This window comes from Bacillus sp. B-jedd (assembly GCF_000821085.1).
GTDB lineage: Bacteria > Bacillota > Bacilli > Bacillales > Cytobacillaceae > Bacillus_D.
The window spans coordinates 4,109,004-4,123,105 of the sequence record NZ_CCXR01000001.1; the positions used below are offsets into that span (position 1 = coordinate 4,109,004).

Annotated in this window: 11 protein-coding genes; all 11 read right to left on the minus strand. The window is 48.6% G+C overall.

Annotated features, from left to right (window positions below; genetic code table 11):
• Window positions 1-2 precede the first annotated feature (2 nt).
• On the minus strand, window positions 3-3,086 hold the full coding sequence (locus tag BN1002_RS20065) for a molybdopterin-dependent oxidoreductase (RefSeq protein WP_231575067.1): 3,084 nt from the start codon (window positions 3,084-3,086) through the stop codon (window positions 3-5).
• A 4-nt stretch (window positions 3,087-3,090) separates the two neighbouring features.
• Window positions 3,091-4,377, minus strand: a complete 1,287-nt coding sequence (gene nrfD / locus BN1002_RS20070) for an NrfD/PsrC family molybdoenzyme membrane anchor subunit (protein ID WP_048827301.1) — start codon at window positions 4,375-4,377, stop codon at window positions 3,091-3,093.
• A gap of 102 nt (window positions 4,378-4,479) precedes the next feature.
• The gene (locus tag BN1002_RS20075) at window positions 4,480-5,376 is read right to left on the minus strand and encodes a 4Fe-4S dicluster domain-containing protein (RefSeq protein ID WP_048827302.1); all 897 of its coding nucleotides are present in this window, start codon (window positions 5,374-5,376) and stop codon (window positions 4,480-4,482) included.
• A gap of 6 nt (window positions 5,377-5,382) precedes the next feature.
• Complete coding sequence (gene tatA / locus BN1002_RS20080) at window positions 5,383-5,592, minus strand: twin-arginine translocase TatA/TatE family subunit (protein WP_048827304.1); 210 nt, start codon at window positions 5,590-5,592, stop codon at window positions 5,383-5,385.
• Window positions 5,593-5,751: 159 nt separating this feature from the next.
• On the minus strand, window positions 5,752-7,086 hold the full coding sequence (locus tag BN1002_RS20085) for a sigma-54-dependent transcriptional regulator (protein ID WP_048827305.1): 1,335 nt from the start codon (window positions 7,084-7,086) through the stop codon (window positions 5,752-5,754).
• Window positions 7,083-9,155, minus strand: coding sequence for an ATP-binding protein (locus BN1002_RS20090; protein WP_048828089.1), 2,073 nt, complete (start codon window positions 9,153-9,155; stop codon window positions 7,083-7,085). Before BN1002_RS20090 ends, BN1002_RS20085 begins: the two co-directional genes overlap by 4 nt.
• A gap of 1 nt (window position 9,156) precedes the next feature.
• Entirely contained in the window at window positions 9,157-10,167 is a 1,011-nt protein-coding gene (locus tag BN1002_RS20095; RefSeq protein ID WP_048827306.1) for an ABC transporter substrate-binding protein, read from the minus strand.
• Between the two features lie 159 nt (window positions 10,168-10,326).
• A complete protein-coding gene (locus BN1002_RS20100; protein WP_048827308.1) occupies window positions 10,327-11,346 on the minus strand; it encodes a thiazole biosynthesis adenylyltransferase ThiF in 1,020 nt (339 codons plus the stop codon).
• 109 nt (window positions 11,347-11,455) lie between these two features.
• Entirely contained in the window at window positions 11,456-11,689 is a 234-nt protein-coding gene (moaD, locus tag BN1002_RS20105) for a molybdopterin converting factor subunit 1 (protein WP_048827309.1), read from the minus strand.
• Window positions 11,682-12,146, minus strand: coding sequence for a molybdenum cofactor biosynthesis protein MoaE (locus tag BN1002_RS20110; protein ID WP_048827310.1), 465 nt, complete (start codon window positions 12,144-12,146; stop codon window positions 11,682-11,684). The genes moaD and BN1002_RS20110 overlap by 8 nt, the downstream gene beginning before the upstream one ends.
• Before the next feature lie 30 nt (window positions 12,147-12,176).
• Entirely contained in the window at window positions 12,177-14,096 is a 1,920-nt protein-coding gene (locus tag BN1002_RS20115) for a molybdopterin biosynthesis protein (RefSeq protein WP_048827311.1), read from the minus strand.
• Window positions 14,097-14,102 lie beyond the last annotated feature (6 nt).

Sequence of the window (14,102 nt, forward strand, 5' to 3'; positions counted from 1 at the left end):
CTCTATGCCTTTTTCACATCCACATATACATCCTGCTGGGCCGGCCCGCCGACAATCAAATCGGCGAGATAGCCTTCGAAATAGCTGCCGTCCCTGTCTGCGAGCGCATTGACGGAAAATCCTTTCCCGCGCGCTGGCGCATAGCCTGTTTCTTCCTGCATCGGCTTGTTCGTCTCAAATGGCAGGTGGCTGTACTTTTCAGCAGGTTTTATCTTTTCACCGTCAATTTTAACAGTGTCCGAGCCATAGGCATAATGCCCGAAGCTGAAGTTCGCTCCGATGACCCCCGGTTTGATGCCCGGGGTGACAAGGGCGACTGTTTTCACTTTTGCGCTATTAGAGAAAAGGTAAATATCATCGCCTGTCTTGATGCCTTTTTTGCCGGCATCAGCTGGGTTGATCCATACATAGTTTTCAGCGCGGACTTCACGGAGCCAGGCATTGCCTTCTGTCCGGTGCGTTCCCATATTGCGGGATTTCCAGTTGATGAACTGGAACGGCATGTCTGGTTTATAGATTTCCCCATTATACTGCCTGATTTCATCGACAATCGGCACGCCTTCAAAGAACTTGCCTGTATAAGCACTCTTGAAGCCGGCAACTTTTTCATCATAGAAATATACTTGATTCCCCCACTGGTATTTCAGGTGGTTCCCGATATATTCATCCCCTGGCTGCTCGAAACGGCCGCCGCGGTTCAGGACATAAACGACCTTCTTCCATTCTTCAGGCTTGACGGCATTTTTAAGAAGATTGATATCAAAGTATTTTCCAAGTGCCTTCTTTCGCGCTTTTTCAAAAATGGCCAATTCTTCCGTGCTCGCGTCATTCACAGGCTTCTTTCCATCAAATGCAATATTGGCAATCCGCTTCAGATAGTAATCTTCCGGGGTATGGAGTCCGGTTCCGTCCGCAAAGGCATTATCCCCCACTCCTGGCAGCCCCATTCCTTTCAGCAAATCAATATAAACCTGTTCAGTCGGACGGGCATTAGGGACAATTCTTGTTACCGGCTGGACGACCCCGGCAAATTTATACTTAATGATCGGGAAGATGTCTTCCGCATTCCAGCTTTCAAGATAAGACAAATCCGGCAAAATGAAATCCGCGTACTTCGTTGATTCGCCGATCACAATATCAGAGGAAACAACAAGCTCGACTACCTTCGGATCTTTTAATAGTTCCTTCTGCATTTCAGAACGCGGACCCGCCATGATTGGAGATGTCCGGTTGATGAGCAATGCCTTGATTTTGTAAGGATAGCCTTCAGCCGAACTTGGCAGCACATCATTAATGAGTTTATTCCCGATCGGGTACCACGGGCGTTTCGCAGGATATCCGTCCTTTTTGAAAAGAGAGGTCTTTTCATAAGGAACCTTATGCCTTGTCACTGGAATGCCCCACGATTTATTCGCTTTCGGAACAGAGGCAAGGTCATATCTTCCTTCAACAGCCTTGAATTTCGCGCTGAGGGAAGTGTCGCCGCCCTTCCAGTCGTGGTTTCCGATCAGATGGTTCAGCATATTGATGGCCCGAACACTGTAATAGCCGTTCGTATGCATGGCCGGACCGCGGTAGGAATGGATGGCGGCCTTTTTGCCATGGGAAGTGAACTCCCGGGCGAGCTGGACAATCTGCTCTTCAGGCACATCACAGATCTCCGCATATTCACTCATCGATTTTTCAAAAGCTTTTTCCTTAAACAGGGTGAAAACTGATTTCACTTTCAGTCCATTAATGATTGTATCGACTTCTAGATCACCGATTTTAGCGGCTGTGTGCGGAACAGGCTTGCCGTTTTCGAGGACGATGTATTCTTCCCCGCCAAGCCCGAGATCCGCCGCCCGCAGGAACGGGCGTTTTTTATCGCCTACATTTACAAGATAGGAAGCATCACTCCAGGTAGCCTCGCCATAAATATTGGCTGTTTCCTTATTCGGATTCCTTAGGTACATTTCATCATAGCGCCGGTTTTCAATGATCCAGCGGCACATGCCCATGGCGAGCGCCCCGTCGCCGCCCGGTTTCACCGGGATCCACTGATGGGCTTTTTCAGCAGTTTTGCTAAAACGGGGATCGATGACGACCATCTTCATGCCGCGCTGAATCGCATTCGTTATTTGCGGTGCGAACGTGGTAGGCCCCCTGTTCGCTGTCATCGGGTTCGTTCCCCAGACAAGGACATATTCCGCATTTTCATAATCCGGGATCATCCGCTTCTTCGGCTTTTCCGCATCGAAGGAGCGCGCATTCCCCATGACACTTGTTATTCCGCAATAGCCGCCGTGGTCATAGAAATTCGCGGTTCCGATGCTTCCGTTTGTCAGCCGTTCAATAAATTCCCGGCGATGGCCGGCCATGACAGCAATTTGGTTCGATTTTGGCCCAAGATCGGGATGGTTTGGATCAATGAGAACGTCTTTGTATTTTTGTTCAAATGCAGCTTTGTCCATTTCCCCATTCTGGACCTTCTCCCAATCTCCCATTACCTGCTCTTCGGGTGCATACGCCCAAATGCCCTTTAAGCCTGGGGTGCCGATAGCAGCGCTTCCTTCAAGGATTTCCTTATATGCCGCTTCCCAGCTAATTGTTTTCCAGACGCCGCTTCCCCGTTCTCCGACTCTGCGAAGCGGTTTTTGGACGCGGAAAGCATCGTAACCTGTCTGAATTCCCGCCTGCCCCTTCAGGCAAGTGCGCGCGCCGCGGAAGCCGCGTCCCATTTTCGCTACTTCCCCAGTGCCTTTAATAGCCTGTTCAAGCGGAGTATCGTAATTGATATGGCCATACGGGACCATATTCAAAGGGCTGTATTGGTTTCCCGCGATTTTCCTGACTATTGAAGAATAAGGCCCTGATGGGTTGCCCGGCATGATAAATGTTTTAATGGTGCAGCTGGCATTGCATTGCTGGCATGAGGTAAAAATAATATCTTCAGCGCTGTAATCCTGGTATTCGGTGCCGATGCCATGCGGAGTGTCAACCCACACACCGCCCAGCACCTGCTTGATAGGCCCGATGAATGCCGGGCCGACAACCGCTACTGCCCCGAATGTACCGAGCGCTTTTAAAAATCCTCTCCGATTCATATCCTTACTCATTTGGAATCACGTCACTTTCACTGGATTCTTCTTCAATCGGGAAAAGTTTTTCCCCCATTGTGTAGATGATCAGGCACATCGCGATCAGCCCGAATGTTGTCAGCCATTCCGAAAGATTCGGATAGTAATTCCCTTCAGGAAGCCCGTTTAACTGCGGCACAATCAAGCTTGGCACGACCATATTGAACCTGACGCCGACGACGCCGATAATCGTCATGATTGCAGCAGCAAGGATCCAATTCACTGAGGTGCGTGTTTTTTTAATCAGCAGAACGATAAGCGGGAAAAACATCGCGAGCCCCATCTGGAACAGCCAGAAGCTCCACCACCATGGGCCTCCTGTCATCAGGCCGATCGTAGCCAGTTCCTCATGCTGAAGGCCATAGACACCGATCAAAAATTCATACCATTCCATCGCAAGTTCTATCGCCAGGAATAAAGCAAGCATCCCGCCGAGCGAGCGCACCATTGGGATATCGACCGGCTTCTTTTGCACCTTGCTTTTAATGACATAAATGGCGATGGCCAGTGCCGTTCCCGAGACTAGCGCGGAAAGAATGAAAATCATTGGAAACAGCCCCGAATTGAGGAACGGTCTTGCTTTCAATACCGCGAAAATCGAGCCGGTTCCGCCATGGACCCCGAAAATCGCCAGCGGGATTCCAATGATGCCAAGGATTTTCAAAAGCTTTCGGTCACGCTTCAAATCTTCTTCAGACCAATCTTTCTTTTTAAAAACCAGCAGGCTGTAGAGCTTTCCCTTCCACCCGGCACCATCAGAAAGTCTGACAAGATCCTTTCGCATCGATAGATACAGCTCTGTTACGAGAAGCAGGATATAGACAATGTAAAAATGGATTTCCCATGACATCGTACTCGTTACATTCCAATAAATAACCGAATTGAGAATATGGTCCGGACGTCCAATATCAAGGAAAATGAAGGTCATCGCCGTAATCATGCTGACAATGGCTGAGAGCAATGCCGACCGGCCGATTTTTTCATATTGGTGCATACCGAAACCATAAACGAGGGTTGATAGCAAAAATGACCCCGCGCTCATCCCGATAAAATAAATATAAAACGCTACCCAGCCGCCCCAAGGAACGGTATTCGATAAATAGGTCGAGGTCATCCCTTCGAGCAAGTAGCCTTTAATGATTGAATAAATCCCGATTGCAAAGACAGCCATAAGTCCGGTCCACCAGACTTTTTCGAGAGTGCCCATTTTGCCTTTCCTGGGCTGTTGAAGCTTTGTATGTGAAAGATTGAGCTCCATTTATTTCATCTCCCATTTCTAGAAACTTTTTATTCTCATTTTGTGTTGCTGGCCCACTATGAAGCCGTTTATTTTTTGTTAACTTCTCAGGACCCCTGGGGTTTATTTCAAATAAACGACCCGCGGCTGTGTCCCAAGCTCTTCTTTGAGGCGGAAGGCGCGCGGACTTGCTGCAAGCTTCGAAACGGTGCTGTTCGGATCATTGAAATCCCCGAAGTAACGGGCATCACCGATACACGTTTCCACACATGCCGGTTCTTCGCCCCGCTCCAGCCGATGGAAACAGAAGCTGCACTTACGGACGGTCCCTTCCGGAATTTTCTTCTTACCCCTGCTGCCGCGGTCCATTCCGTATTCGGGGCTTGTCACATCATCAAAGCCAACCATTTCCTGTTCATAGCTATTGCCGAAATCGTACGACCGCGCGCCGTACGGGCAGGCTACCATGCAATAGCGGCAGCCGATGCAGCGGTCATTGTCAATGGCGACAATGCCGTTTTCCATTTTAAATGTCGCCCTCGTCGGGCATACTTGCGCGCATGCCGGCTTGTCGCATTGCATGCATGGCCGCGGAAGGTTTACGACAGCGAGATTAGGATAGTCGCCAATCAGTTCTTCAAGGACGACATTGTAGGACATACCCGGGGGCGTCCTGTTTTCTGCCTTGCAAGAAACGGTACATGTATCGCAGCCCACACATTTCTGCAGGTCGATGACCATCCCCCATTTCGGCCCTGTATACTTTTTGTCTTTCGGTGCCGAAGGGGCTGCCGAAAAATGGTTTCCGAATTCGCCGATCAGGGATGCGGAATAGATTTTATGGAACTCGTCGATTTTCAAGGATCCATTCAAGACTTTTCTTGCATCCCTCGCCATATTCACGCCAAGCTTCGTGTCGTACGGTGACTTATCAAGTTCCTTTACGGCATCAGGCAAAATTTTATCAACCATTTTGGTGAAATCTTTCACATCAGGGGTGAATTTTGATAACAATCCCATAATTGATCATCCTTTCGTTTCGTTTTTATCCAAAGCTGCAGCTGCTTCTTTTATGTCCTCTTCAATATCCTCGGTAAGGGCGCGCGTTGATTTCTTGAACTCCCTCAAAGTGTCACCGACCGCCCGGCCCAATTCCGGAAGTTTCTTCGGCCCGAAAACAATTAGTGCCAGGACAAGTATTAAAATCAATCCAGGGATTCCAATATTGGATAACAAATTGACCACATCCTTTAAATTCTTTCTTCATTAAACATACATGCAAGAAGTGTGCCAAAATGAAAAAGAGCAAGGCTCGGGGGTTTATTCCCTCGCCTTGCTCTTTTATCATGACATTTTGTCAAAGCATGACATTTTGGCACATGACAAAATGGCACGCTATTCATGTAACGCATATTGTTCTATTTTCCTGTACAAGTTTCTGACGCTTATGCCCAATGCTTCAGCAGCCTTCATTTTATTCCAATTCATCAACGCCAGAGTTTTGCCGATATGCTCCTTCTCCATCTCTTCCAATGTCGCAATTTTACCATCCACTAGGCCCGGCCGGCCGTCGGACCGCGTTGGCAGCATTAGGTCTTTCTCCTCGATAACCGGGCCTCTTGACAAAATAAGGCCTCTTTCAATCAGATGATGGAGCTCCCTAACATTGCCCGGAAAGGAATAGGATTGCAGAGCATGGAGGGCGCTATCGCCTATTTTTATGCCCGGCTGTTTCGCTTTTTGCAAAAAATGCCTTATCAAAACCGGGATGTCATCCGGCCTGTCCCGCAACGGAGGAATCGCCAGGGAAATGACATTCAGCCGATAATATAAATCCTCCCTGAACCGGCCTTCTTCCACTTCCTTTTGCATGTCCCGGTTAGTGGCGGCAACAACCCGGACACTTACCTTCCTTTCGCGGACATCGCCAACCTTTCTGAATTCGCCGGTCTCCAGGAAGCGAAGGAGCTTAACTTGGAGCATAAGCGGCATTTCGCCGAGTTCATCGAGAAAAAGTGTGCCGCCATTCGCTGCTTCAACCAACCCTTTTTTATCTTGGACCGCACCTGTGAAAGCGCCCCTAACATGTCCGAACAGTTCGCTTTCTAGCAATTGTTCGGGAATGGCCCCTGAGTTCACGGCAACAAAAGGCTCTTCCGCACGGCTGCTCCAATAATGGAGGGCTTTGGCAAACAGTTCCTTGCCCGTACCGCTTTCACCTTCAATCAGGACTGGCAGATCATTATCGGATATCCGTTCCGTCAATTCAAGCAGCTCACGGAATTTAAGGTTTTGCCCGATAATCTGAAAATCATTTTGCTGCCTGATGATGGTTTTCATACTGTCATTTTTATCTTTTAACAGCTTATTCTCAAGAGCCTTCTGGATCGTGATTTCGAGCTCGGATAAATTGTATGGTTTGGCGAGATAATCGAATGCGCCATTTTTCATCGCCTCTATGGCTGTTTCAACTGTGCCATGTCCGGTCAGCATCAGCACTTCCGTTTCAGGCTGGATCATTTTCGTCCTTTTAAGTAATTCGATTCCGTCCATGCCGGGGAGCCGGATATCATAAATCACCACATCATAATAATATTTATTCAATAACGGGAGCGCTTCTTCAGCACTGACGGCAGAATCAGTTGAATACCCATGCCTATTGAGCCTCATGACAAGCAGTTCTGTTAAATCGTCTTCATCGTCCACTACCAGCAGCCTTGCCGTTTTCATCGCACTTCCTCCTTTACTAGTTCGTGGGCTGGCAGCCGGATTTCCGCAAGGGTGCCTTTTCCTTTTTCACTACTTAAGCTAATCGAACCGCCAAACTGCTGAATGATTCCATAGCAGACGGACAGCCCCAGGCCCGTTCCTTTTCCGGCCGGCTTTGTCGTATAAAACGGGTCGAATACCCGCGGCAGGATTTCTTCGGGGATGCCTTGCCCACTATCGCTTACACACAATAAGATATCGTTTTTATCTCTTTTAGCCGAAATTCCAATACTCCCTCCGGCCACGGACGCATCAATTGAATTATTCAAGAGATTGACGAGCACTTGCATCAATTTCAAACTGTCGCCTTTGAACAGCGGTAAGTCCTTCTCGACACTAAGTTCCAAAGCAATCTTGTTCTTTTTCAATGAATGTTCGACAAGGCTGACGCTGTTTTGAATGGTTTCAATCAAATCCACCGAAGCTTCATTCCAGGTTGACTTGCGCGAGAAATTTAGCAAATTGCCGGTTATTTTTTTGCAGCGGACCGTATTGTCCCGGATTTTCTGCAAATAACGAAGAACTTCCTCTTCGCCCACGTTCTCCTCACCGATCCGGTCGATTAAGTCTTCTGAATAGACACTGATGGTTGCCAGAGGATTATTTACCTCATGGGCAAAACTTGAAGCCATCAGGCCAAGCGCCGCCAGCTTGTCGGTCTGGGCTATTTTTTCTTCGAGCTCCTTTTGTTCTGTCACGTCCTCGATAAACAACAGGAACTCCCCTTCACCCTCGATTTTATTATCCAAAGGAAAAACGCGGTGCCTGTAAATTCTCTTCATACCCTGAGGATTATTTAAGGTGATCAGCCTTTCCCCGCTCTCATTGAAGTCCGGTTCAGTAATCGGGCAATCGCGGCAGGGCTCCCCCCTATCTCCCAAGGCAAAATAACAGGGAAGGTTCTGCTGTTCCTCGCCAAGCAACTCTTTAAACATCGGATTCATCCAAGTAAACTTATAGTCTCCGGTTACAAGAGCCATACCCGCCCCGATGCCGTTCAGGACAACGTTCAATTGTTCCTTTTCCTGTTCAAGCCTTTTGGATTTATCTTGCAGGTCGGCACTCATTTCATTAAAAGTGCCAGCCAGCTTTCCAAGTTCATCCTCCTGCAAAACCTTAATAGGATTGATTTTTTTGCCGGCTTTCAGCTTATTCATTTCCCGGTCGAGTAAAATAATCGGCTTCGTGAAATTAAGTCCTGCGTAGACACTGATCAGACTGATGATAAGAGTCACCAGCGCCACAACTGTTAGGCCGTTCCGCATCATTTCTTTAATTGGAAAGTAGGCAGCCTCCTTCGGCTGTTCCATTACTAGCGTCCATCCAAGGCCCGGAATATGTTCTTCCACTCCCAAAACAGAACGGGAATTTGCAACCGGGTTTTTACTCCAAAGCCGGCTGTAATCCTGATGGGCGATCACTTTTCCGTTTTTATCAAGCAAATACAAATAGGAATCATTGTCCTGCCGTTGGGACGAGATTTTGCCAATCAATTTCTGGAGCTGGACAACTGCCCCATAGCCTTTTCTTTTGCCATTCTCACTATATGGAACCGCAAGCTTCATGATCGGCTGGCCAAATTGGTTGAATTCCACCTGGCCGTATATTTTTTCTTCCGTCTGGAATGCTTTCCACATATTATCTGTGAACCACTTTTCATTCGGCTCAACAAGGTTTAGGTTATACCTTGACACTCTTTTTTCCGCATTGCCGGTCTCGGAAATTCTCACAATCTCTTCTATTGATTCATTTTGGTCAAGCAGCTCGTAATAGCCGGTGTCGCTGTTTGCTGATTCACTTAACACCGACAGCATTTGCAGATGCTGGAACGTCTGGTTGAATTCGAGCTCAATTTCATTCGATAAGTTTAGCAGAACGAGATTTTGCCTTTCATTGATCCGGTCTTCGAGCTCTGCTTTCGTATGGATGAAATAGTACAAGCTTAATAGAAGCAAAGGAATGGAGGACATGAGGATTCCGAACGCCAGCACTTTATTTCTGATCGGCTGGGAATAGATCCACCGTTTCATTTTACTGACCACCGGAACCTCCCCTTTCTTTAGCCCCGTCATAATCGGCTATAGACATTAAGTCAGGGTTCAGTTCCAGCTTTAGAAAATCGGCTTCATTTTTGCTGATAACGAATTGCAGATTATCAGACAGCTCGACAGGCAAATCTCCTGGTGAGTTCCCCTTTACAAGCAGACTGATATACCTGGCAGCCTGGTATCCCTGTTCATAGTACCCAGCGCCATAGCTTGCCAGAAAACCGCCGCTGACATCGTTTTTATAAATTCCCATCGATGGAAGCCTGTTCTCATGTGCCAATCTGGCAAGATCCGCTGTCATCGACTCGATTTTAAAGCTTGGCAAAATAAACAGCGCATCACCGGGCCTAGCTTCAGCAGTCAGTTTCCCTTCAAAGCCGGGGGTCCTAATATCCCAGGGCACAATTGTTAACGAAAGCTTTTCGGCGGCCGTTTCCGTTTCCTTCAGACTGATTTTGCTGGCTGAAATGGCCGTATCATAAATTACGTGAACCCGTCCTATCGAAGGTACGAGATCTTTTAAAAGTTCGAGCCGTTTGCCTGTAATACTCGTATGGTAATTGCTTATGCCAGTAAACTTTCCTCCGGGATGCTTATAATCCTTAATGAGTCCCAATTCTTGCGGCGCTGCCACTCCGGCAAAAACAACGGGAACCTGGAGCCCCTTTTTTTCACCAAGCTCCTTAAGCCTTATCGTTTCAACTCCGCCCATGCTCACAATTATGTCAGGCGAGGAAGCCAATAGGGCATCGATTTGGCCATTGAGTTTCGCAGGCTGATCCCCCGCATTTTTTACAATAAATATGAATTCCCCATCCTCATACCCCAGGTCTTTTAAACCCTTTTTCAAGCCGGTCAGTTTTTCATGTCGGCTGTCACCCACCATCAAAACGCCAATTTTAGTCTTCGCCTCAACGACGGATCCCGCCGCACTATAGACAAGCATGGAAATCGTTGCAATCGTCAGGAAAAACAAATACCATTTCGTTTTCATGAGTTAACTCTCCCAAATATAGCTTTCTACTATTATTGTATAGGAAAAATTGTTTACTCCTTCTCGCAAAAAGGGTAATTTCGTGAATGTTTTCTAGTCAAAACAAAAAAGCCAGTCAAATTTCGACTGACTGACAGGCTTTCCTGAAATAGTATTCATTTATCCCATAATCCTCTGATACAACGACTTCGCATGGGTCAAGTCCTTCGTTCCGTGGATGAGCGCGCGCCCATCCTTAAAAATGACCATCCGCTCCCCGCCTAGTTCCACCGCAAGTAAATAGGGATTGCCTTTTACTTCGTACCCAAGCGAACTAAGCTGGCCGGCAAGCTTTTCAAGTGATACTTCCCCATTGGAGGACGGGCGGATCTGTACGGTATCCCGGCCGCAAAGCACGGTCGTTTTCGTCCTATTCTCCTCATCAAGATACGGATAAGTCGGATGCTCGCCGCAGGAAAGGCAGCCTGCGAACTTCGCCTTTGACATTTTCATCGACGTGTATTCATTCCTCCACAAATCAAAGCTGACAAAAGTCGCCCTGACCGCCTCCCAGTCCTCGGCCAGAATTTTGAAAGCCTCCGCCGATTGATGGGCAATGACCATCTGGACAGCCGGGGCAATAATCCCGCCTGTATCGCACGTCAGTCCTTGGAGAGGAATGGTTCTTAGAAGACAGTTCAGGCATGGCGTCACCCCCGGAATAATGGTGAAACTCATTCCATGGCTGCCAACGCATGCGCCGTAAATCCACGGGATCCTGTATTTTTGGGAGACGTCATTAATGGCCATCCTTGTTTCAAAATTATCCGTCGCATCAATGATTAAATCGGTCCCTTTGGCGAGTTCCTCCAGGACTTCAGGATTAGCGTCCCCGATGATTGCTTCAATTTCAACGTCCGAATTGATGGCGTGCAGCCGCTTCTCTGCCGCGGCGGCCTTCGGGAGCTTTTCAGCCACATCTTCTTCCGTATACAGCTGCTGGCGCTGGAGATTGCTCGCTTCCACGTAGTCCCGGTCGATGATTGTCAGCCTGCCGATGCCCGCTCTGACCAGCACCTCTGCATTTCCTGAACCGAGGGCTCCCGCGCCAATCATCAGGACATGTTTTGAGCGGATTTTTGCCTGGCCTTCTTTTCCGATGCCGGGAAAAAGGATTTGCCTTGAATATCGTTCTGCCATAATTGTGTCTCCTTTTCATTTCAAGCCTTTCCGTTCGCAATCGATTCGAAAGAAGGCTTCCCGATTTCAGGAAGCCTTCTTTTAGCATTATAATCACGAGGCCCGGTTTTCAGCCTCCGCTGACCGGCGGGATGAATGCGATGACATCGCCTTCGTTGATGGTTTCGTCATTTGAAGAAAACTCCTCATTCACGGCCGCCATGACTGTGTCCATTTTAGGTAAATCATATTTTTCGGCCAGCTCCATCTTGAGTTGCCCGACGGTTTTGCCTGCGGCGTCGACTGTAATCGAATCTACGCCCGCGGCATCGCGCAAATGGGCGAAAAACATCACTTTATTCATTCAAATCCTCCTCTTCCGGCTTGCCGGTCGGATAAGAAACGGTTTCAAGCTGGTTGCCGACCCATTCCTCGCCATCCTCCCAATGCTCCTTCTTCCAGATCGGGACAATTTCCTTAATCCTCTCAATTGCATACCGGTTCGCCTCATAGGCATCAGCGCGGTGAGGGGTCGATACGGCAATGACAACGGCGATATCGGTAATGTCCAGCTTGCCGACCCGGTGGCTGATCGCAACCTTCGAACCTGCCCAGCGCTCCTCTATTTCCCTGCCGATTTGCTCCAGTTTTTTTACGGCCATCGCTTCATAGGCTTCATAAATCAAATACAACGTTTTTTTGCCTTTTGTCAGTTCACGGACTGTCCCAATGAAGGTCGTAATCGCCCCGGCCTCCCGCTGGACGACTTTGTCAATGACTGACTGGATATCGATCGGTTCCTTAGCAATTTCAAACATGATATACCTCCCCGAACCTTTTCCCGGCGGTATTTAGCAGATTTTCGGCATTGCGCCTGCGACTACTTCATAACCGCCAATCTTCTCGACATTTTGTCTGAATTCATCCGACTGAATGACAGAAATAAGCATTCTGCCTTTTTCACTTTCAAAAAATTCCTTCGTCATCACTAAATCATACTCTTCATCCGCAATCGGCACAAATGACAGCCCCATCGCCCGTGCAGCCGGGAAAATGCCAATGCCGACGGCTTCAGGATTCCCTTTTACCTCAGCGGCTACACTTAAATGCGAGAACATCTCGCGATTGTAGCCTGTGATTTGGTCAGGGGTAAGCACCGCTTCCTTTAAAAGGAGGTCGAACAGAATTCTTGTCCCCGCCCCTCTCTGGCGATTGACAAAATGGGCCTTCTTTTCGGCCACATCCATGACTGATTCAATGCCGAGCGGATTTCCTGGCGGGAGGAACCATCCCTGTTTCCGTTTCAGGAATGGATACAGGACAATTTCCATGCCATCCAGAAGCTTTTTGACGTAAGAGAGATTATATTCCTTTGTTTCAGGATCGAGTAAATGAACTCCCGCCACATGTGCCTCGCCTTTCCTGATGGCGAGGAGACCGGCCATGCTGCCGACATGGGAAGAGATGATCTTCATATCGGTCCGCTTTTTCTTGATTTGCGAAGACAGCAGGTCGATTGTCAAATCATGGCTTCCGCTAAACACAATGCTGCCGGCGACTTCTTCAAGAGGCCTTAGCAGCTCAGCCTCCGCCATGTCCCCCTGCTCATACCCGAGTACATTCACCGGAACGACGAGCAGGCCGTCCGCCCTGACATACGACATCGTCACACCCGCCGCCCTTGTTAGCGGGTTGGCGACAAATTGCCCGTTCACATAGCCGATATTCACCCTGATAAAGTCTTCCTGTCCCATTGTCGAAACAATCCTCCTGCCAAGCTTTACCTGGATGGTCTGCCGTTTCGGCTCCGGAATTTGCAGGTATTTGCAAATCAAAGGCCTGACAAACCATTCAAGGGCAAGATAAGCGGAGACCGGGTAACCCGGGACACCGACCACTGGCTTGCCCTTTATTTTGCCCAGAATGACGGGCTTGCCCGGCCTTGCCGCAACACCATGGGTGAAAACCTCGCCGATTTCATGGATGATGTGGACCGTGAAATCCTTCGATCCGGCTGAGGACCCGGCGTTGATGACGACAATATCGGAGCTTTCAGCAGCGTTTAATAGTGCTTCCCTTATCTTCTCGGGTTCATCCTTAACAATTCCTCTTAAATGCGGCTCCCCGCCCCATTCCTTTACGAAATTGGCAAAAACCGTCCCGTTGAATTCGATGATTTTTCCAGATTGCGGCTCTGCGGTTACTTCAATCAATTCGTTGCCTGTCGGAATGATCGCCACTACTGGCTTTTTGATAACTTCCACCTCTGTAATCCGGGCCGCGAGCAAGGATCCCAAATCGGCTGGGCGCAATTTGTGGCCCTGCGGGAAAATCATTTCCTCCTGGACGATATCCTCGCCAATCGGGCGGATATGCTGCCAAGGTGTGGCAGGTTCAATAATCTCGAGAGTATGGTCATCGATGACATTCACGTTTTCTATCATAATCACCGCATTGTACTGCGGTGGAATGGCATTGCCGGTATCGACATAAGCGAATTGTTCGCCAAGCGATAACCTGAGCGGCCTTTGCTCATGGGCACTGTACGTTTCCGAAGCCTGTACAGCAATCCCGTCCATCGCGGATGCATGGTAATGGGGCATTGACGTTGTCGCAAAAACGGGTTCAGCCGTAATCCTTCCGAGGGCGTCATCGACCTTGACCCATTCCTTTTGGGATGGAAGCCCGAACGCTGCGAGCAATTCATCCCTTGCCTGGATCCTGGGCTTGTCCTCTAGATAAATTTTCCGTTTATACTGCTTCTGATCCATATGCCG